Genomic DNA, 20,037 nt, shown 5'->3' with positions numbered 1-20,037 from the left:
CGCAACCCCGATGCCGTGACCAATCATCTGAATTTCTGCATGGCGGCGACCGCCATCACTTGGATCTATGGCGCGCATCTGGAGCACGCGCCGCCGCGCCGCTATTCGACCACGAAGCGCACCGAATATGCCTTCGCCGACCTGCGGCGTCGGCTCGCACAGGACCTCGGCGGGGAGGGTTTTGGTATTGATTGCGGGGGGGCCAACAAACCGACGCAAAATCCCCTGATCGCCGCGGTGATGCGGCTCGTGGCTTAATTGAAAACAGGAAACTTTAGTAGAAACAATGTCACCATTAATGAATCCGGCTACAATTATTGGAACAAGCTGGGGAACACCTGCGCCAACATCTCTGACTTCCACAGGAAGGTTAAGATCCTTGAGTTGAATGCCGGCCACTAAATCAGGGAGCATCCTACTGTTGGCGCGGCTTTCGTTGGAATCAAACGAAGGTTGGGACTTTGAGTCGCTTAGAAACTGAACCGATCCATATTTCACAATAATTGTATGCATCATACCTAATCTTTGCTTGGAGGTAAGCCATTCATTAACAGCCTCCAGCAAATTCAGAGTCTCCAGCCTATTTTTGGCATAATGTTGATGGACACATTTGTTCTCAGCAAGCGATTTCCATGCTGCTGAACCATCAGCCCAGAGCCAGGATGCCGGCTCTAGCGAAGCGTATACACTGTAATCGTCAGTAAATGTTCGTTTAAGAAGAAATGTTAATTGCGATTCGGTCGGTATGTGCCGCAGTGGACCGATATGGCAGAGATCGGTTAAGAGTCGCCCCGCAATCTTCAAGGGAACGAAGTATATTGAACCGATGATAGCTTGCAGCATCCGCCTCTTGATGGATTCCTGCATTCCATCATTAAAAACACTCTCGTCATTATCGTCATAGCAAAAACGTCGATCGCAAAAATCGTTGCGCAAATGAAGGAAGAGCAAAGGGTGAAGAGCGTTGACAACATTACCGATGAAGACTGCCTCCGCCAATGTTGAAATCGACTCTCCCGTCCCTCTTATATGCCAATCAATCGATTTCGCGAGCGGAAGCTCTAAGTTAATGACGATCGTATCGTTATGAGAGTCGTTTGTTATCAGCGGCAATCCGTTTGCGGTTATGCTCTCATGGCTTATGTGCGACGTCAAAAGTGGCGTATCGTGATTAGAAGACTTGTACCAGCCGAAGGTAATCTCGAACTTTATATCGAAGGTAGCGCCACAAATTTCATCTCCTTCCATGTACTTAAACAAGTCCGGAAGAATTTCCTCGTATGAATAACGCGTAATGCCAACAGTTGACTCGTCGAGAAACCCTTGAAAATACCCTTCCCTAAAACTGACGCCAATGACCATTTTTTTACTGTAGTCATGGTGATGCATTGACTTAATCAGATCGGGCCAACTAGCGTTCCCGGTACACAAGTCACCTGCGATGCGCAGTGCCTCGCGAATGGCTGTTTTTCCAGCAGAGTTCGGTCCGTAGAATAGCGTGATCGGCGAAAGCGCGATTGAAGCAGGCCCTTTAATACTTCGAAAATTTTCGAGATACAAACCGGTTAGCGATCTTTTCATAACTAAGAATGTTGCTAGACTAATGATGAAAAACGCCCTAACTGCATGCGTCGCCACGCTCGGACGGTCGCCGCCGGTTTGCCCATGCACGCCATTCTGCGCGACATCGACAGAGCCGCGACCTTCTTCGCCGAGACCGACTACCGCAGTTTCTATATTCGTACTGGAAACCGTGGCGGCAAGCGCGGCCGTGCGAATGCACGCTTAGGTCCTGATGACACACCATGTGCACTTGCTGATAGCGTCGGCAACCAACGCGGACCGTCTCTGCTGTTGGATGGCCGCAGCCAACGCGACGCGCAATCCATAAATCGCACGTACCGCCGAATCGGAACGGGCTTTGAAGGCCGCTTCTGATCGTCCGTTATCAAGGCCGACAGGGCCTCCTCGCCTGCTAACGGTATATCGCACTTAACCCGGCACTGGCGCGCCTGTTCCGACCCCTAAAGAGTACTCTTGCTCGGTTGGTCGAGCTACCGCGGCAACGCCTGGAAGCCGCCGATCCGGTTATCTGTTCTCATCCGCATTCTTGCCCCGTCGCTGACTGCAATCCGGCGCGACGCTCCATCGATTCGCGCCACCTCCCCGGCGAGACACCGGAGGCGAAGAGCGCTAAAGAAAGGGATTTGAGGCGCAGCCTAACAGAGAACCTAGGGAAGTGCCGCCTTGGAACGCACCCCGCCCCCGGCCAGTCGTCCCGCTGAGGTATGCCCTAGCCTAGCGTCAGCAAAAGCCTTCAAATGAGTCAGGATTAGGGTACCTGTCGCGTTTTCTCGACACCCGCCTCGTAAGGTCATCGATCTTTTCCTGACTGTCGTCTTAAAAAGTCGTCTGCACCAAATGCCAGAAGTCCCCTGCACTACCTACGATAAGACAAGGAATCACTGGCCTGACTCCTAGCGAGTCGCGCAACAAAACATCAATTCTACAACCAGATAGCCTTTGATGGGCCGACCGAGCGACCGAGGATGTCCCTAACCCCCATGATAAACCAGAAATTTGGTGCAGGCGACTGCTGAGCAGCGGCTGTCGGAAGCCCCCTGCACGAGTCCCGTCGAGCCCGGCAAACCCGCTGACATCCCAACAACGCCACGCCGAGGCCGAGCGCCCTGGCCCGGGTGCAGACACGGCAATCCAAGCCCCGGTGTGTCGGAATCGGTGACGGTCGACCCGCCCGCACCCGCCGTGTCACCATGGGCACCCGGCCGCGTTGGCCTGCTCACGTCCATTCAGTTATGCCGAATCCCAAGGACCGTCACGACTGCATCCGCCTGCGCGGGGTGCGGCAGAACAATCTCAAGAACCTGGATCTCGATCTGCCGCTGGGTGAGCTGATCGTGGTGACCGGGGTCTCGGGGTCCGGCAAGTCGTCGCTCGCTTTCGATACGGTCTATGCCGAGGGTCAGCGGCGCTATGTCGAGACCTTCTCGCCCTATGCCCGGCAGTTTCTGGATCGCATGGACCGGCCGGTGGCCGACCGCATCGACGGGATTCCGCCTGCCATCGCCATCGATCAGACCAATCCGGTGCGCACCTCGCGCTCGACCGTGGGGACCATGACCGAACTGGCGGATTATCTGAAACTGCTGTTCGCGCGGGCGGGGCGGCTGTTCTGCCGGGGCTGCGGGCGGGAGGTGCGGCGCGATACGCCCGAGTCGATCTGGGCACAACTCACCGCCGCCGCGCCGACCGACCGGCCGCGGGTGGCGATCTGCTTTGCGGTGCCGGTGCCGGAGTCACTGGGGGCGGCGGCGGTCCGGCAACTGCTGGCGCAGCAAGGCTATGTGCGGCTGCTGGATGAGGACGGGGCGGTGCTGCGCGTGGTCCAGGATCGGCTGCGTCTGACTGAAGAAAATCGGGGACGCGCGCTGGAGGCGATCGAGACGGCCCTGGACCGCGGTCACGGGCGGCTCTTGGTCTATCCGCTCGGTGAGGGTCGGGAGCCGCCGGTGCAGGAGGCCGAGGCGTATCGGTTCTCGGCTGACCTGCATTGTCCGGATTGCGATCTCAGTTACCGCGATCCGCAGCCGAGCCTGTTCTCATTCAACTCGCCGCTCGGTGCCTGCGAAACCTGTCGCGGCTTCGGGCGCATCATCGGCATCGACTGGGGACTGGTCATCCCGGACCCCGGCAAGTCGCTGCTCGACGGGGCGATCAAGCCGATCCAGACCGACAGCTATTCCGAGATCCAGGAGGACTTGATGGGCTTCGCCCACCGTCACGGCCTGCCCACCGATGTGCCCTGGCGCGATCTGCCCCAGGCCGACCGCGACTGGGTGATCGAGGGCGAGGGTGAGTGGGAGACCGGCGTTTGGTACGGCATCCGCCGTTTCTTCGCGTGGCTGGAGGGCCGCGCCTACAAGATGCATGTGCGGGTGCTGCTGTCGCGCTACCGCTCGTACGACACCTGTCCGACCTGCGCCGGTGCGCGGCTGAAGGCGGAGGCATTGGATTGGCGGCTGGTGGCGGCGCCGGCCGCCCGCGGTGACGCGGGCGGCGAGCCTGGTACGCCGCGGCCTCCGGCGCTCAACATCCGCGACCTGACGGCGCTGCCCATCGACCGCTGTCTGGCCTATGTCGAACAGTTGGACCTCCCCGAGGCACTCGACCAGGCCCTGGACCTGGTGCTGACCGAGATGCGCTCACGCCTGCGCTATCTGTGCGCGGTGGGCTTGCCCTATCTGACCCTGGACCGCCAGTCGCGCACCCTGTCGGGCGGCGAGGTCCAGCGGATCAACCTGACCACGGCGCTCGGTACCTCGCTGGTCAACACGCTGTTCGTGCTGGATGAGCCGAGCATCGGCCTGCATCCCCGCGATCTGGACCGGGTGATCGGCGTGCTGCACCGGCTGCGCGATCAGGGCAACTCGCTGCTGGTGGTTGAGCATGACCCGCAGGTGCTGCGCGCCGCGGATCGGATCATCGATATCGGTCCAGGCCCCGGTGAGCACGGCGGCGAGATCTGTTTTCAGGGCACGCCGGGCGCGCTGCTCGCGGCGGCGGGCTCGCTGACCGGGGACTACCTGGCCGGCCGACGGCGGGTGGCCGAGCCCCGAGCCCCGGCGTCGGTGACCGACACGACGCCGCGGCTGCGCATCCGCGGTGCCGGTGCGCACAATCTCAAGTGCATCGATGTCGAAATCCCCCTGCAACGGCTGGTGGTGATTACCGGGGTGTCGGGTTCCGGCAAGTCCACGTTGATCGGTGATGTCCTCTATCCGGCCCTGTGTCAGTTGAAGGGCCACCCGGAGGAGGTGCCCGGTGCGCATGATGGGATCGACGGGGCGGATCTGATCGAGGATGTGACCCTGCTCGACCAGTCCCCGATCGGCCGGACCTCACGCTCCAATCCGGCGAGCTATGTCGGTGCGCTGGATGAACTGCGCAAGCGGTTCGCGGCCCTGCCGCTCGCCAAAGAGCGCGGCTATACCGCCGGGACCTTCAGCTTCAACTCGGGTAACGGACGCTGCCCCACCTGCGGCGGCAACGGATTCGAGCAGGTGGAGATGCAGTTCCTCGCCGATGTCTATCTGCGCTGTCCGGACTGCGACGGGCGCCGCTACCGCCCCGAAGTGCTGGAGGTCCGGCTGCCGCCGCCGGACGGGGCGGGGGGCGCGGCGCTCTCGCTCGCCGATGTGCTGGACCTGACCGCCAGCGAGGCGCTGGCGCGGTTCGCGGACGACGCGCCGCTGGTCCGCGCGCTTGCGCCCCTGACCGCGGTGGGGCTTGGCTATCTGCGCCTGGGTCAGCCGGTACCCACCCTGTCCGGCGGCGAGGCGCAGCGCTTGAAGCTGGCGGGGCACCTGGCGAAGACCAGGCGCGGGGCCGGACGGGGCCGCTCCGGCGCCGGCGAGGGTCTGTTGTTCCTGATGGACGAGCCCACGACCGGGCTCCATCCGGCGGACATCGCGGTGCTGATCGAGGCGTTGCGGCGACTGCTCGAACAGGGGCATTCGCTGGTCGTCATCGAGCACAATCTGGACCTGATCGCGGCGGCCGACTGGCTGATCGATCTGGGACCCGAGGGCGGGGATGGCGGCGGTGCCCTGGTCGCTGTCGGCACCCCGGCGGAGTTGGCTGACCAGGCAGGGAGCCATACGGGGCGGGCGCTCTTGCAGGCGGAGACTGACGCGCGGCGTTCGATCGACAGCATCAACGTCGCGCCCGCGGCCGGTGTTCGCGAGGCGCCGATGCCCGCGTATGGGTCCGCTGTCGCGGCGGCTGTCCCACTGCACCCGCCAGTCACTACGCGCCCTTCGATCGATATCCTCCACGCCCGCGAACACAACCTCAAAGACCTCACCGTCGCCATCCCCCGTGGCCGCTTCACCGTCATCACCGGTGTTTCCGGCAGCGGCAAGAGCACCCTGGCCTTCGATATCCTGTTCGCCGAGGGGCAGCGGCGGTATCTGGAGTCACTGAACGCCTACGCCCGTCAGTTCGTCCAGCCTGCCGCGCGGGCGGATGTGGAAGCGGTACGCGGCATCCCGCCGACGGTCGCCATTGAGCAGCGGGTGAGCCGGGGCGGGGCCAAGAGCACCCTGGGCACCCAGACCGAGATCCATCACTTTCTGCGCCTGCTCTATGTGAAACTCGGTACCCAGTATTGCCCGGCGTGCGACATGCCGATCGAGCCTATGACGCATGAGGCGATCCTGGCACGCATCCAGCGCGATCATGGGGGGCAGCGGATCACCCTGATGGCCCCGCTGGTGGTTGCCCGCAAAGGGCTCTACGCCGAGTTGGCCGAGTGGGCGGCCCGCAAGGGATGGCCCGTCCTGCGGGTCGACGGCGCGCCGGTGCCGACCCAGGGCTGGCCGCGGCTGGACCGCTTCCGCGAGCATTCAATCGACCTGCCGGTCGGCGAGTTGCGTGTCGCTCCGCACGCGGAGTCCGACCTGCGGGTGCTGCTCGAACAAGCCCTGGATTTGGGCAAGGGGCTGGTACGGGTGGTGCGTCTCACGCCGGATGGCTGGGGCGCTGAGACCCCCTATTCGCTCCAGCGCGCCTGCCCCGGCTGTGGCCGCGCCTTCGCGGAGCCGGACCCGCGGCAGTTCAGCTACAACTCCAAGCAGGGCTGGTGCCCGGCCTGTCTCGGGACCGGCCTTGCGATCCCCGACTTCGACGCCGCACAGAGCGGCGCCGAGGACCAATGGCTGGAGCCGCTCGAACAGCATCAGACCTGCGGTCACTGCCAAGGTGCACGCCTGAACCCGGAGACCCTGGCGGTGCGCTTTCGCGGTCGTTCCATCGCCGACCTGTCCGCCCTGACCGTGACGGCGGCGACCCGGGTCCTGGACGACCTGGTGCTGGACACGCGCGAGCAGGCCATCGCCCACGATCTGCTCGGCGAGGTCTGTGAGCGGCTCAGCTTTCTCGCCCATGTGGGTCTGGGCTATTTGACCCTGGACCGGGGCGCGCCGACGCTCTCCGGCGGCGAGGCCCAGCGCATCCGGCTCGCCGCCCAGCTCGGATCGAACCTGCAAGGGGTCTGCTATGTGCTGGACGAGCCCAGCATCGGTCTGCATCCGCGGGATAACCGGCTGCTGCTCGAGACCCTGACGCGGCTGCGCGATCGGGGCAACACCGTCGTGGTGGTGGAGCACGACGAGGAGACCATCCGCCGTGCCGAGCATGTCATCGACCTGGGACCCGGCGCCGGCGTCCAGGGCGGGTTCGTGGTCGCCGAGGGGACGGCCGCGGACCTGATCGCCGCTCCCGCCTCGCTCACCGGCCGCTATCTGGCGCGGACCCGCGGTCATGGTCTGGGCGAGGCCCGTCCGCGTCGGCCGGCCCCCGGCAAGGGCGAGTGGCTCGCCATCCGCGGGGCCGGACTGCACAACCTCAAGGGCCTGGACGTGCGCTTGCCGCTGCGGCGGCTGGTGTGTGTCACCGGGGTCTCGGGGTCGGGCAAGTCCAGCCTGGTGCGCGATGTGCTGGTGCGCAGCCTGCAGGGGTTGTTGGGGGCGGCGGACGAGGGTGCGCGTGGCGGGCGGCGGGGGGCGCGTGATCGCGGGGCAGTGGCGGCGGCGGGAGCATCGCGGCGGGACGCCGCTCCCACGGGAGCGCTCCATGGCTGCGCCGGGCTGTCGGGTTGGCATGGCCTCAGTCGGGTGCTGGAGGTGGATCAGACGCCCATCGGCAAGACACCGCGCTCCTGCCCGGCCACCTATGTCGGCTTCTGGGACGCCATCCGCAAGCTCTTTGCCGCGACCGCCGAGGCGCGCATCCTGGGTTGGAGTGCGGCGCGCTTTTCATTCAACACGCCGGGCGGACGCTGTCCGGCCTGCGAGGGTCAGGGTATCCAACGCCTGGAGATGAGCTTCCTGCCCGACGTGCGCGTGCCCTGCGAGGTCTGCGGCGGCAGCCGCTTCGACCGCGAGACCCGCGAGGTCCGCTACCTGGGGCTCGACATCGGCGCCGTGCTGGCGCTGGACGTGGATCGGGCGGTCGAGGTTTTCGCCGCCCATCCCGCCATCCGCCACCCCCTGACTCTGTTGCAGGACGTCGGGCTCGGCTACCTGAGCCTGGGTCAGCAAAGCCCGACCTTGAGCGGCGGCGAGGCCCAGCGCATCAAGCTGGTCACCGAACTCACCAAGGCCCGCCTGACCGCGGACGGCACCCATCCCCGCCCGACGCTCTACGTTCTGGACGAACCCACGGTCGGGCTGCACATGGCCGACGTGGAGCGCCTGATCGGCGTGTTGCACCGCCTGGTCGACGCCGGCCACACGGTACTGGCCATCGAGCACGACCTGGACCTGATCGCCGCGGCCGACTGGGTCATCGACCTGGGGCCCGAGGGTGGCGAGGCGGGCGGCCGGGTGGTGGCCCAGGGCACGCCCGAGCAGATCGCAGTAAAGGGCGGCGATCTGCCGACCGCGACGGCGTTGCGGGAGTGGCTGGGTGGCACTGCGTCAATCGCGCGATAACCTGTCGTCATCGGAGAAGCGAAGCAATGTGGTCATGAGCAACGCGGTGTCGACCGGGTTTCGATCCGGCCGCGAGACAACTGGAGGCTGAGGCTTTATCGTGAAAGTGCGTAGTCAGACCATCCTGGCCTGGCGGCGTCGGGGCTGGAATCGTCAGGGCTGGAAGCCCTGACTACGCAGCCTCGCACGCTGGTCGTTGCGACAGTGGTCGAGAGGACTTTCATGTTCCGGGATGGCGCGGGCGCTATAGCCAGCCGGTCGACCTCGCGTCCGGCTGCCCTCGGTCGGCTAGAGCCGCGACGTCCAGTGCCCGGATTTGTCCACAGATGTCACAGATGTTCACAGATGAAGAAAAACGTCTGTTTTCATCTGTGTTCATCTGTGACATCTGTGGATGAAATTTCCGCTGTTGGGCCGCTGCGGAACCTGATCGGAACGATGGTCAAGGTCGCACGCACTAGAACACAACACTACCCTCGGATACTCAATCTCATGTTCCTACGCACCCTGCTGCCCTTCCTCCTGTTGATTCCCATCGTCTCATCATCGCGCGCGGCGGCCGACGCGGCCGGCTATCTGGGTGTCCAGGTCTGCGGCGAATGCCATACCAAAGAACGCGATCTGTGGCGGGATTCCTACCACGACCGGGCGATGAAAGAGCCGACGGCAGAGACCGTGCTGGGTGACTTCAATGACGTCATGTTCACCGCCCACGGGGTGACCTCCCGCTTCTTCAAGCGCGACGGGCGTTTTTTCGTGCACACCGACGGACCGGACGGAACCCTCACCGACTACCCCATTCGCTACACCTTCGGCTGGTACCCGCTCCAGCAATATCTGATCGAAATGCCCGGCGGCCGGCTTCAAGCGTTGGGGATCGCCTGGGATAGCCGTCCCACAGAGCGCGGTGGCCAGCGCTGGTTTCATCTCTATCCCAACGAGCGGATCGACCACACCAACCCGCTGCATTGGACCGGGCTGGACCAGACCTGGAATTACCAGTGCGCCGACTGTCACTCCACCGATCTGAAAAAGGGTTACGACGCGCAACGCAACGTCTATGACACCCGTTTCGCCGAGATCAATGTCGCCTGCGAGGCCTGTCATGGCCCCGGTGCGCGCCATGTCGACTGGGCCAGGAAGGCGGCTGAAGCCAAGGCGGCCGGCAGCGCGCCGCCGGCAAGCGATCCGGCCCTGGGGCTCGCGGTGGACCTCAAGGACCGGGACGGCGGCCAATGGCAGATCGATCCGGCGACCGGTAAGCCAATGCGCAGCGTGCCCCGCACCGCTCACACCCAGACCGAGACCTGTGCCCGCTGTCATGCGCGGCGTGGGCGTATCTGGGAGGAGTTGCGCCCAGGCGAAGCGCTGAATCAGGGCTTTCGGCTGGCCCTGCTGGAGCCGAATCTGTATTTTCCGGATGGTCAGATCAAGGACGAGGTGTTCGACTTCGGCTCCTTCATCCAAAGTCGCATGTACCACCAGGGCGTGGTCTGTTCCGATTGTCATGAGCCCCATAGCCTGAAACCCAAGGCCGCGGGCAATGCACTCTGTCTGCGTTGCCACCAGGCCGACCGCTATGATGTTGCGGCGCATCATCACCACGCGGAGAACAGTACGGGCACCGCCTGCATTGGCTGTCACATGACTCAGCGGATCTATATGGTGATCGATGAGCGTGCCGATCACAGCCTGCGGATCCCGCGCCCGGACCTGTCAGCCAAGCTTGGCACCCCCAATGCCTGCAACGGCTGTCATCAGGATAAAGATGCCGCCTGGGCCGCGACAGCCGTGGCCGGTTGGTTCCCGGACCCGGTTAACCGTAAGCCGCACTTCGGCGAAGCCCTGCAGGCGGCCGATACCGGCGCCCCGGACGCGGCCTCCCGGCTGCTCGCCCTGGCCGGTGACCCGAATCAGCCCGCCATCGCGCGGGCGACCGCACTGGAACGGCTCCATGACCGTCCGAGTCAGGACGCGCTGCTGACCGTGCGGCGCCTGCTCGCGGACCCCGATGCCCTGGTGCGGGCGGCGGCAGTGCGTTTCCTTGATCTGACCGATTTGCGCACCCGGGTGGAATTGGCCTGGCCCCTGCTGTCCGACCCGGTGCGGACCGTCCGCCTGGAGGCGGCCCGTGTCCTGGCGCCCCTGATGACCCAGACCATGGGCGATGCACTGATTGGTGAGCTGACCAAGGCATTGGAGGAATACGCGGCGGCGGAAACGGTGAACGCCGACCGGCCGGAGTCGAATCTGAATCTGGGCTCGATCGCCGCCGCGGCTGGCGAACCGGAAGTGGCCCAGCGCGCGTATCAGGCGGCCCTGCGGCTCGATCCGCGCTTTGTTCCGGCCTATGCCAACCTGGCGGACCTCTACCGTGCTCAGGGGCAGGAGTCGCAGGCGCAGGCGCAACTGCGTGCCGGGCTTGCCGTGTCCCCCGACAATGCCGACCTGAACCACGCCTTGGGACTGGCACTGGTGCGCGCCAAGCGTCTGGATGCGGCATTAGAGTCACTTGCGCGTGCGAGCGAACTGGCGCCCGACACTACCCGCTATGCCTATGTCTATGCCGTTGCCCTGGACAGTGCCGAGCGGACGGCCGAGGCCCTGCCGGTGCTGGAGGCCGCCGCCGCCCGCGACGGCGGAGACAGCGAACTGCTGGTCGCCCTGGTTCAGTACAACGCCAAATTGGGGCGGCCGGAGGCCGCGGCGGCCTGGCTGGACAAGCTGGCGATCCTGACCCCAAAGGACCCGGCGGTGGAGCAACTGCGAAAGTCGCTGAGACAGTCGCCTGGGGTGGGATTACCATAGGGCACCGCGACGGAACCGGCGTGGCGCCGCCTGCCGGGCGGGAGCGTGACTCCCGACGTGCCATTGCGATTTGTGTTCGCTACGGCGTGTCCTTGTGCCAGGCGTCGCATCTGATATCCAGACATCCTTGGCGTAGGGGCGGGTTTGAAACCCGCCCCACCATCCGGATATCGCGTTCGAGGCCTCTCTCATCATCAGCCGAATCTGGACCGCGCATGCCGCTTGCCGCACTTCCCCCGATCATTCTCGCCAACTATGAATTGCACGAATGGCGTCACGCCAGCGCGATTCTCGAACGCGACTTCCCGACGGAATGGGACGACATCTGCGATGTATTGTCCCGCTTTCGTCTGTGTCAGAGCTTCATCGCCTCCGGCGGTGGCAACAAGTCACGGGTTTCCAATTGGATCGATACGGAATTGTATGCGAGACACTGGGTCGAAAAGAAATTCGATACCTCGGTGCTGATCGACGGCCGGTCTTTCGATAGTCCCACGCACGCGGTGGACTGCTACAAGAATCGGGTGGCGCTGGAAATCGAATGGAACAATAAGGACCCGTTCTTTGACCGCGATCTGAATAATTTCCGTCTGCTGTTTGATCTGCGCGTCATCTCGGTCGGTGTTATCATCACCCGCTGTGATTCGTTACAGGCGATTTTCGCGCAACTCGGCCGCGGGAGCAGCTATGGTGCCTCGACGACACATATGAGCAAACTGCTGCCCAAGATCGAGGGCGGCGGCGGTGGGGGTTGTCCGGTTCTTGTTTTCGGAATAAAAGATACCCTGTATGACACGAATTGTTAGTATTACCGAACCAACGCCGGGCGAAGACCTGCTCTCCAAGGCGTGCGAGCTCTATTCCACCATTCTGGCGGACCCCCCGTGGCAATTCCAGAATCGCACTGGAAAAATGGCCCCGGAGCATAAACGACTGCTCCGCTATCCGACGATGGAGATCAAAGAGATCATGGATCTGCCCGTGCATAAGTTCTCCGCGGCCAGATCGCACCTGTATCTGTGGGTTCCCAATGCGCTGCTGAACGAGGGCCTGCGCGTCATGGAAGCCTGGGGTTTCACGTACAAATCGAACATCATCTGGTACAAAATCCGCAAGGATGGCGGGCCGGACGGCCGGGGCGTGGGCTTTTATTTCCGCAATGTCACCGAAATGATCCTGTTCGGCGTGCGCGGCAGCATGCGCACCCTGCAACCCGGCCGGCGCCAAGTCAATCTGCTCTCAACCCAAAAACGCGAGCACTCACGTAAGCCGGACGAGATCTACGATATCATCGAGCGCTGCTCACCCGGTCCCTATATCGAACTGTTCGCCCGCTTTCGGCGCGAGGGCTGGGATCAGTGGGGCAATGAAGACGTCGAGCGTAACTCATTCGACGGGGTCGCCATGCGCAAAGGTCACAAGGACCCGGCGCTGCGCCTCGTTGAATCGCCGGCGGGTTATCGCGGCAAGGGATGAGTGCCCGGTCCGCGCAGCGGACCCTAAGGCAAGATCGTGATCCGTAGGGTCCGCTGTGCGGACCGACGACCGTGCAATCGCGCGGGTCTAGGCTTTATCGGTCGACCTCTCCTATGGACGGCCCTCATCCGGTTAAGGTGCTTTACGGGAGCGGGTCTACCGGCATGTAGGGGCGACTTTAGTCGCCCCTGGTGAATCCTGTATATGTCCAGTCGGCCTCGATCAAGATTCCGGCCACTTGGGCTTGCCGGGTGCGTAGTCAGGCCATCTTGGCCTGATACCGTCAGGGCTGGAAGCCCTGACTACGCACACCGTTGGCCGGGATTACGATCAAGCCCGTCCAGTCAGTCCGACGGACGGACATCAGCAGATTCTGCAGGAAGGCGCCATAGGCGCGGCCGACCATGACACCGAATTCGGCTACGAAGGCATACTGCACCAGGAACGCCGTGATGAGCCCCAGCAGGCTCCAGATAAAGAACCAGCCTGCTCGTAATCGGTTAGTCAGCGGTCGGGCGGGCCTGAGATCCCCGGACCGGCAATTGTCCTCACCTCACAGGTGCTCAGCCTTAATTCAAAGCGCTCGCCTGCCTCGTTGGCGATCAGGATGCTCGCGCCGTCTCTATTCAGTGTCATGGCGCTGATGAAGACCTCTTGCTTGTCGCTCTCGATGGATGTGTCGTAATGAACGGGATAGACCCGTCGCGACCATTGCAGCTCGCCGGTGGCGGCGTCGCGTGCCGCAACGATGCCGCCGTCCTGACTGTACCCCAGTCGCGGGCCCGATTGTTCAGCCTCGTAACGGATGCCGTTGTGTTCGATGTGCGGCACGATCGCGGGTTCCTGGCGCTTCTTGTCCCCGGCGACGCTGCCCGTCGCCACGACCAGGAGGCACCCCGTGAGCAGCGCACTCGCGCGGAGGTCCGCACCGTGGTTGCGCCGGTCTGGAGGCAAGCGCGGTGCTTCCTCTGTCATTGCCGCGGCGATTGCGGGCTGAACGCAATTCCCGAGGATGGGGACAACTGTCGGGGTCACGCGGCGGTTCCGGTTCCGAATTTCCCCGCCTCGCGGCCCACGAGGCTCAGGCGGTACTGCTCGCCTTGCTCATTGCGCACGAGGAGTGTCGCCCCCCCGTCAGCCAGCTGCAGATCGGTGATGAAGACGTCCTGCTTGTCGCTCTCGATAGTGTCGTCGTAAACGTTTCGATAGATTCTCTGGGTCCAGGCCACCGTGCGGGTGGCGATGTCCCAGGCCACGAGGATTCCGCCATCCTGTTGATAGCCAAAAGGCACCCCGGCGAAAGGCGCCTCGAAGCGCAGCCCTCCAGACTCTACCGGCGCCACCGGTGCGGGTTCGCGTCGCTTCTTGTCTGCTGCCATGATCTTGATTCCTCTCGTTGAATGCGATGAGGTTCAGGCCCGTGGGTTGGGCGTGCACCGGCCCCTGACGGGCCCCGCGCTTCACCGCGGGGGATCGACGTCTCGTTAATGCGATAGCGCGCTGAGATAGGCCGCCCGCAGGGACGGCGGCTGCTTCCAGACCTGGGTGCACTGGCTGCTCGGCAACTGGCCGTTGAGATCCGCGGCGAAATAGGCCCAGGAATCCGCGTTGACAATGGCGTGCTCGTGGGTGAGCACAGTCCCGGGTTTGAGCCCCGTAAAGTCATAGACCGCATCCTTGGTTGCGATAAGCCTGTGGGTGAGTTCATGAATGATTGCGAGGGTGGCCATCCAGGACGTATCGGCCGATGCCCATTTTGTCAGGGTTGCGTTCTGGATATAGACGACATCGAGCCGCTCGCGGCTGGCCGCGCCGTCCACGAACGCATAGTCATTCCAGTTGGACTTGTAATGAGTCTGGCCCGTGACCGCATCTCCTTTCATCCTGTCGATGGGCTCGTCGGAGAAGATCAGCTTGGTTGAATTGCACAGGTTGGCGACTTTCGTGAACCCCCCGAGCAGTGTCGCCGCGGCCTTGGTCATCGCCTCGGTCGCCGCGGTTCCGGAGAAGAACCAGCGGGTGATGACCGTCTTGGTGGCATCGTTCGGGCTGCCCAGCTTGGCGACGCAATTCAGACTCCATGACAGGGCCTGTTGCACGCCCGTCGACATACTGCCGCGAATGGTCTCGTCGTAGACCTCATCCATGTAGTTCAGCTTGGTCTTGGCATCGGCCGGGGTGCACCCTTTGATCTCGTCGAACACCCATTTGTGGAAGGAATAGGGTTGCGCGTAAATCCAGAGGCTCTGATTACCCTTGTCCTCACTGAAATACAGGTGGCGGAGCAGCTTGAGCGTCGCGACCGCGTCCGCCTGCGCGTCCGAGAGTGCGCCCGTTCCCTTGACACCAGCCATATCGAGGATGATGTCGGCCTCGGTCTTCGCGGTCGCCTCCTTGAGCTTCGTGCGGAGGGTATCGAGCTTGGCGGACTGGGACGTGGTCGGGCCTTCCGCGCTGCCGAGCAGCACCTTGATTGGAACCGTATCCGTCAAAAACTGCTTCCAGCCGTCGGCGAAGGCGTAGCCCTTTGCGGATGCGCTCGCGCGATCATAGGCCTGGGTAAAACGGTTGATGTCGGCCATGGGGTCACCTCTGGTTCGTTATCCGCTGGTTCAGATTACGGGAGGCGTTCATCGTCGTTCCGGTCGCAAACAGACCGCGGGTCGAGGTTCCGGCCGGTGGGGATCGCGTCTGCGCTGCCCAAGACGATTTCTGTCAAAACATGCCCTGTCTCGCTTTGTCTCCCGGGTCGTACGCTGCCCACAGAGTGCCGAAAATGGCTCGCCAGGGTCTCAGCAGCGAATAATGTACGCAATGTGACCTAGCCTTGCAACGATCCGGAAGGCGCCACAGCAGTTCCAAATTTGGGTGGCCGCCGCCAACAGCGTGTCGGCAGCGAGGCCGATGGTGGATGCGCTGCGCTTATCCACCCTACGAAACCGGCTCCGTTGTAGGGTGGATAAGGCGCGCCGCTCGGTGGCAGGGACTCGGCACGGCGGTCGCGCGCGCCGCATCCACCAGAGATCCCGCGGTGCCGCCCAAATGTGGAATTGCTGAAGGCGCCATCGCGTCTGCATGGGCGGCCGGGGTCAGGTGCCCCGTCACCGGGGTATCGAGCCGGGCCTGGTCCCGGTGGCGAGTCGGCCGCCTTGGCGTTCTCCGAGCACATATTGCTCTGTTTGGGGAATTAACCAAACTGTCTCCAGAACGCGCCAAGCAGCGAGACAACGCCCCTCAGGCTCCCTTCCGCGCGGCCCGCCCAGGCGGCTTCGGTCCGATCAACTGCTCCAGGCTCTGCGCATCAAGTACCCCCTCCAGCCAAGCGTCCAATTGCACGATCGCCGCCGCATCCAGGCGCTGCACCGCCCACCGGGGGAGCAGCCCGAATCGACGTGTCAACAACCGCTTCAGACCATCGGCCTTACCCTTGGCAAAAATCTCCTGATAAACGCGGGTCTGCTCCAGCGGCACTAGGACGTTCAACATGGTTCGTAACTCCTCGCTGCTGAGTAAGGGAAAGCGTTCGATCAGCCAAAACTCCAACATCCGTTCCAGCGTCGCACGGGTGACGGGTGCCAACGGCGCCTCGCGGATCGTGCGCAACGCCCGCGGAGCGTAGGTCCGCAAGGCATCGTCACGCGCGATGATCAGCGGGGCGAACACCACCACGAAGGGGTTGTCGGGCTCGCGCTCCAACCACCGCGGCAGCAGTTCGTCCAGATAGGCGGCCGTGCACAACGGCGGCACCGCACCCGGCGGCGCGCCGGGATCATCCCCCAGGTGCAAGAAGATCAGCAGGCCCTGCACCGTTCGACGCGGGTGCACCTGCCCGTACAGCCCCAGCTTGGTCAGCAGGTTATACCAAGCGCCCGCCGCGTGCTGCGCCTGAAACTCGATTACATAGACCGGTCCGTCGTGGCCTTCGGGTTCATAGATGCCGTCCAGGCGTCGCTCGATGCCTTTGATGGTCAACGAGTTGAAGCGATAGGCCCCTTGCAGGGTCACTCCGCCGCTCAGCACGCGAAACGCCTCGGCACCCGTCGCGAGAAATTCATAGATCGACGGGTCGGTTTTCATCTGGACTTGACTCCGCTCACACCCGATTCCCGGAGCAGTTTACGCAATCCCGCTCTCGTTCGTCGAACGGGTCTTCGGTATAACGACCCTGCTGATGGGACTTTGGTCCTGGCTTTTGTCGCTTCAAGCCCGTAGGTTGGGGTGAGGAACGAACCCCAACATCCCGGCCGCCGATCGTTGGGGTTCGTTCCTCACCCCAACCTACCGCGCGCCAGGCGCGATAACGACGCACCTGCATCGCGATAGTGTAGTGGCGGCCCGCGGCGTCTTCGGCCAGCAGATCCAGGATGATGTATTTGCCGTGCAGTTCCGCGGCATCAATGGCCGGATTCTTCACCGCGATGTGCGTGATCGGCGCCGCGCACCGGCGCACGGCATTGATCAGCCCCACCAGCAGGTCCGGGGCGTCGGCGAACAGACGCTTGAATACAGAGTCGTTCTTGGGATCGAGCAGGTCGCGCATCACAACGGGTCCGGCGGCGTGGGTCGAGTGTCGAGCATAGCACCGTCGCTGACCCGCAATGCTGGCCCGCATGACCGGGTGTCAACGCGCGTCTGGGTGGCTCCGACTTCCAAGCACTACCGCCCGTGTCCTTGGTCTGACACTTGTTCACGGGTGCCCGCCTCCAGCGGACCGATATTTGGATCTCCCTGGTGACCGCCTCTTCTCAATGTCAGGCTCGACACGGCGCGGTACCGGCGCCGCTCGCCATCCCGGAAACCGTGGTCTGTCCCTGAGGTACCAGGCCAACCCGGTGGCTTGTGCTTGTCCCGCGGGTCCTGGGCGCGCTTCCTGCGCTTGCCTCCAGGCGTGCCTGCGCTATAGTCGTGTCATGCGCCACCCCATCGACCCCAAGATCGACTGCGTCTTCAAGGCTCTACAGCGGCCAGATCAAGGATGGTCAGGACTACGGCGAACTGAAAGCCACCTACTCGATCTGGCTGCTCGGCGACACCCTGCTGCGCGACGTGCCGGACTTCGCCCATCGCTTCCGGATGCGCGACGAGCAGGGCCGCGGATTACTCGACCACGGGGGGATCTATCTATTTGAGCTTGGCAAATTCGCGCGTGTCCAGGCCGCCCACGCCGATGACGCAGCCAACGAACTGGAGCGCTGGCTGCGCTTCTTCACCGAAGCCGAGCGGCTTGACGAAAGCGCGCTGTCCCACTGGATGCAAACCGAGGAGATGCGACAAGCCATGAGCGTGTTGATGGCATTTTCCGAGAAAGAGCGCGCCTATCATGCCTATCATGCCTACCAGGCGCGCCAGAACTTCCTGCGCCAGCAGCGCAGCATCCAGCGGCGGATCGCCGAGCTGAGCGCGGCGGCGGAGCAGGCACAGGCGCAACTGGCGTGCGAGCGGACGGAGAAGGAGCAGGCACATGCGCAGACCGAGGCAGCATTGCAACGCGAAGCCGCCGCGCTTGCCGAGGTCGAGCGACTGAAGCGGCTGTTGGCGAATGGCGCGAACGACTAGCGAGGACGAAGGAGTCTGACCGGAACGGCGCCCCTGTTGCGGACTGAAAGGGCTTAGACGAAGGTTCCGGGCGACACGCCGAACCGCTGGCCGAGCGCGCGCAGTTGGCGGATGTCGAGATCCCGTCGCTCCGTCAAGACCTCTTGCACTTGGCCTTCGTCGCCGATCTCGGGAAGATCGGCTGGCCCAAGTCCATGTTGCTCCATGAGAAACGCCAGCGTCTCCACTCCGGACGCCGCCGGGAGCGGCGGCTCGCCGGCCTCGTAGTCCGCGATCAGGTCACCGACGCGATCGACCGCGTTGAAGGCCGCCTTCAAGTCCGACCAGCGCGCAAAGCTGCTTTTCTCGATGGTGCGTCGCCAGGCCGCCAAGGGTTCTGTCGACTTAGGGTGTTCTGTGATGAAACTGCGCAGTGCTCGGTTGCTGATGATCCGCATGGTGCTGCTGGGGTCGCCCCGGAACAGGAAGCGAATGGGCTACAGTATGCGACCTTCCCAACGATCTTTCACCTATTTGCCGCAAGGCCAGACCTGAGTATACCGTCCGCGGAACTCGGTGCGGTCAAGGAGATAATCGTGGTGCGTCCCTAATTTCTTGCGCAGCAGTAAAGGGCACAAGTAGGCAGCGGACAAGCGGTTGACAAGGTCGCGCGGTATGACTTATTACTACCTCCCGAGATCAGGAGAAAAAACCCATGCAGAACGTCGAGAAAATCAGCATTGCCCTACCGCCAGAAATGACCGCCCTCATGCGCCAAGTCGTGAAGGCCGGCGAGTATGCCTCCACCAGTGAAGTGATTCGGGACGCCTTGCGGGAGTGGGCTTATCGGCGCGAACTACGGCAACATGGGTTAGACGAGTTGCGGGCCATGTGGGATGAAGCGATAAATGATCCGCGCCCGCATGTACCCGCCGAGGAGGTTTTGACGCGGCTTCGCGGGAAGTATCAGGCGTTAGTCGAAGCCGGCGGCAAATGAGGGTCGAACTTTCCGCCTACGTCGAACCAGACCTTGATGAAATCGCGGCCTACATCGCCGCGGATCATCCGGCGCGGGCGGTGAGTTTCATTGATGAAATCGCTGAACGCTTTAAGCGGATCGGTGAGAATCCCCGCCTCTATCAAGTGCGCCCCGACATCCGGCCGGACATGCGCCTTGCCGTGCATGGAAAATATTTAATCATGTTTTGGATTCTTGTCGATAGCGTAAGCATCGAGCGGGTTGTGCACGGTTCCCGAAATCTGGTCGATCTGGCCTATCCTGAAGGGCACACGGGCAACGCATGACCGAGGAAGCCGAATAGCGAGAGCCTGCTTTAGCCTTCGGGCAGGCAAGGACGATCTGTCCGCCGGGAATGGGCGCGTCCTCACGCATCGCGGCCTTGTTCACTAATCCGGCCAGATCCAAGGATAAAGGGCTAGGCTCAATCAAGTCCGGTAAACGGAGAAAGACATAAGTGAGCCTGGCCCGAATGGCACTGACTTAAGGTGTTAGCCTCATATAAACAATCGGTTGCGATGGCGCGAAGTCAGCGATAAACGGTTGCGGACTGGGCCGATGCCAGGAAACACCGCCGAAGAGGCTGCCTGAACTCAAGTGACTGCTTGTCGAGCTTTCTGTAACCCGCGGATTTATAGATGTCTCGGCTTAAGTCAGTGCCATTCGGCCCAGGGTCTGTTCCTCATT

At 63.0% G+C, this 20,037-nt stretch carries 15 protein-coding genes; 8 read left to right on the top strand and 7 right to left on the bottom strand.

Annotation, left to right across the window (positions count from 1 at the left end; genetic code table 11):
* Positions 1 to 1,671: AAA family ATPase (locus QZY03_RS10100; RefSeq protein WP_295580590.1), on the bottom strand; the 1,671-nt coding region annotated here is incomplete at its 3' end.
* Between QZY03_RS10100 and QZY03_RS10095 the strand changes: the two genes are divergently transcribed.
* The 5 genes from QZY03_RS10095 (at position 1,666) to QZY03_RS10075 (ending at position 12,797) form a co-directional block, all read left to right on the top strand.
* A complete protein-coding gene (locus tag QZY03_RS10095; protein ID WP_295580588.1) occupies positions 1,666 to 1,938 on the top strand; it encodes a hypothetical protein in 273 nt (90 codons plus the stop codon). The genes QZY03_RS10100 and QZY03_RS10095 overlap by 6 nt on opposite strands.
* 878 nt (positions 1,939 to 2,816) lie before the next feature.
* Complete coding sequence (gene uvrA, locus QZY03_RS10090; RefSeq protein ID WP_295580586.1) at positions 2,817 to 8,513, top strand: excinuclease ABC subunit UvrA; 5,697 nt, start codon at positions 2,817 to 2,819, stop codon at positions 8,511 to 8,513.
* A 492-nt stretch (positions 8,514 to 9,005) separates the two neighbouring features.
* Positions 9,006 to 11,321, top strand: coding sequence for a tetratricopeptide repeat protein (locus QZY03_RS10085; RefSeq protein WP_295580583.1), 2,316 nt, complete (start codon positions 9,006 to 9,008; stop codon positions 11,319 to 11,321).
* Between the two features lie 215 nt (positions 11,322 to 11,536).
* Positions 11,537 to 12,127 (top strand): BglII/BstYI family type II restriction endonuclease, encoded by a 591-nt coding sequence (locus tag QZY03_RS10080; protein ID WP_295580581.1) that lies wholly within the window; start codon positions 11,537 to 11,539, stop codon positions 12,125 to 12,127.
* Entirely contained in the window at positions 12,111 to 12,797 is a 687-nt protein-coding gene (locus QZY03_RS10075; RefSeq protein ID WP_295580579.1) for an MT-A70 family methyltransferase, read from the top strand. Before QZY03_RS10080 ends, QZY03_RS10075 begins: the two co-directional genes overlap by 17 nt.
* A 504-nt stretch (positions 12,798 to 13,301) precedes the next feature.
* On the opposite strand, the gene QZY03_RS10070 is transcribed toward QZY03_RS10075, so the two are convergent.
* From QZY03_RS10070 to QZY03_RS10050, 5 genes are all read right to left on the bottom strand, one after another.
* Entirely contained in the window at positions 13,302 to 13,832 is a 531-nt protein-coding gene (locus QZY03_RS10070; protein ID WP_295580577.1) for a hypothetical protein, read from the bottom strand.
* Complete coding sequence (locus tag QZY03_RS10065; RefSeq protein WP_295580575.1) at positions 13,829 to 14,176, bottom strand: hypothetical protein; 348 nt, start codon at positions 14,174 to 14,176, stop codon at positions 13,829 to 13,831. The genes QZY03_RS10070 and QZY03_RS10065 overlap by 4 nt, the downstream gene beginning before the upstream one ends.
* A gap of 105 nt (positions 14,177 to 14,281) precedes the next feature.
* The gene (locus QZY03_RS10060; RefSeq protein WP_295580573.1) at positions 14,282 to 15,379 is read right to left on the bottom strand and encodes a M35 family metallo-endopeptidase; all 1,098 of its coding nucleotides are present in this window, start codon (positions 15,377 to 15,379) and stop codon (positions 14,282 to 14,284) included.
* Positions 15,380 to 16,031: 652 nt separating this feature from the next.
* On the bottom strand, positions 16,032 to 16,874 hold the full coding sequence (locus QZY03_RS10055) for a DUF2887 domain-containing protein (RefSeq protein WP_295580571.1): 843 nt from the start codon (positions 16,872 to 16,874) through the stop codon (positions 16,032 to 16,034).
* Positions 16,875 to 16,890: 16 nt separating this feature from the next.
* On the bottom strand, positions 16,891 to 17,337 hold the full coding sequence (locus tag QZY03_RS10050) for a PD-(D/E)XK nuclease family transposase (protein WP_295580569.1): 447 nt from the start codon (positions 17,335 to 17,337) through the stop codon (positions 16,891 to 16,893).
* A gap of 365 nt (positions 17,338 to 17,702) precedes the next feature.
* Between QZY03_RS10050 and QZY03_RS10045 the strand changes: the two genes are divergently transcribed.
* Entirely contained in the window at positions 17,703 to 18,353 is a 651-nt protein-coding gene (locus QZY03_RS10045) for a PD-(D/E)XK nuclease family transposase (protein WP_295580567.1), read from the top strand.
* A 53-nt stretch (positions 18,354 to 18,406) separates the two neighbouring features.
* On the opposite strand, the gene QZY03_RS10040 is transcribed toward QZY03_RS10045, so the two are convergent.
* Positions 18,407 to 18,790 carry a type II toxin-antitoxin system HigB family toxin gene (locus tag QZY03_RS10040; protein WP_295580565.1) on the bottom strand — a complete coding sequence of 128 codons (384 nt, stop codon included), beginning with the start codon at positions 18,788 to 18,790 and terminating at the stop codon, positions 18,407 to 18,409.
* Between the two features lie 257 nt (positions 18,791 to 19,047).
* Here QZY03_RS10040 and QZY03_RS10035 point away from each other — a divergent pair, with 257 nt between their 5' ends.
* Both QZY03_RS10035 and QZY03_RS10030 read left to right on the top strand, forming a co-directional pair.
* Positions 19,048 to 19,329, top strand: a complete 282-nt coding sequence (locus QZY03_RS10035) for a type II toxin-antitoxin system ParD family antitoxin (RefSeq protein ID WP_295580563.1) — start codon at positions 19,048 to 19,050, stop codon at positions 19,327 to 19,329.
* Positions 19,326 to 19,637 (top strand): type II toxin-antitoxin system RelE/ParE family toxin, encoded by a 312-nt coding sequence (locus tag QZY03_RS10030; protein ID WP_295580561.1) that lies wholly within the window; start codon positions 19,326 to 19,328, stop codon positions 19,635 to 19,637. The genes QZY03_RS10035 and QZY03_RS10030 overlap by 4 nt, the downstream gene beginning before the upstream one ends.
* Positions 19,638 to 20,037 lie beyond the last annotated feature (400 nt).

This window comes from uncultured Lamprocystis sp. (genome assembly GCF_903933125.1).
Classification (GTDB): Bacteria; Pseudomonadota; Gammaproteobacteria; order Chromatiales; family Chromatiaceae; genus Thiodictyon.
The sequence above is the reverse complement of the archived record's forward strand: the minus strand, read 5'-3'. Positions and strand labels throughout refer to the sequence as shown.